This is a genomic window from Mesorhizobium sp. M7A.F.Ca.AU.001.01.1.1, from assembly GCF_004022735.1.
Taxonomy (GTDB): domain Bacteria; phylum Pseudomonadota; class Alphaproteobacteria; order Rhizobiales; family Rhizobiaceae; genus Mesorhizobium; species Mesorhizobium ciceri.
Genome location: NZ_RZPF01001231.1, coordinates 1 through 872, shown reverse-complemented (window position 1 = coordinate 872; position 872 = coordinate 1). Strand labels below are relative to the sequence as shown.

The window sequence follows — 872 nt, the reverse complement described above, 5'->3', positions numbered from 1 at the left end:
AGCGCACCCACTGCACCTGGAAATCGGCGGCACTCATCTGCGCCCAGGCTTCGACATCGCCACCGGCGCAAAAGCCCTTGCCTTCGCCGCGCAGCAGCACGACGCGGACGCCCTCGGCCATCTCGGCCGCGTCGAGCGCCGTCTCTAGCGCCCGCAGCATCGGAATGTCCAGTGCGTTGAATTTCTCCGGCCGGCGCAGCGTGATGGTACCGATGGCGCCATCCTGCTCGAAGGTGACGAGAGGCTCAGCCACGCGCGCCTCCGACCGAGGCGCCGCCATTCAGCGACAGGCCTATCGGTTGCTCCTGATAGAGGGCTGCCGGTGTCGTCTTGAGGTCCCTGGCAACGGCCAACGGAATTTCCGACTGGGCCAGCACATCACGCTGCAGATCGATGCCGGGTGCGAGTTCTGTGACGACCAACCCCTCCGGCGTCAGCTTCATCACGCAGCGTTCGGTGACATAGGTGATGTCCTGTCCCTGCGCCACCGCGCGCTTGCCCGAAAACGAGATGTGCTCGACTTCGTTGACCACCTTCTTGACCTTGCCCTCGTGGTCGATGCGGATGCCGCCATCGGCCAGAGACAGCTTGGCGCCGGCATTGAAGAAGCCGGAGAAGACGATCTTCTTCGCCCGTGCGGTGATGTCGACAAAGCCGCCGGCGCCGGCGGTGACATGCGGCCGCGCCGAAAGCTTCGAAACATTCACAGAGCCGTGTCGATCGATCTGCAGGAAGGACAACAGCGAGGCGTCGAAGCCGCCGGCCTGGAAATAGATGAACTGGTGCGGCGAGGGCATGAAGGCGTCGGCGTTCGATGAGCAGCCGAATTTGAAGTCGAGCAGCGGCACGCCGCCGACCGCGCCCTGTTCGAT

1 protein-coding gene and 1 pseudogene are annotated in these 872 nt (G+C 64.3%); both read right to left on the bottom strand.

The annotated features are described in order from the left end of the window. Positions 1–253: enoyl-CoA hydratase/isomerase family protein (locus EN884_RS37305; protein ID WP_164895479.1), on the bottom strand; the 253-nt coding region annotated here is incomplete at its 3' end. Then, positions 246–872 (bottom strand): annotated as a pseudogene (locus EN884_RS37300) (acyl CoA:acetate/3-ketoacid CoA transferase); the annotation flags it as partial. The gene EN884_RS37305 and the pseudogene EN884_RS37300, both read right to left, overlap by 8 nt.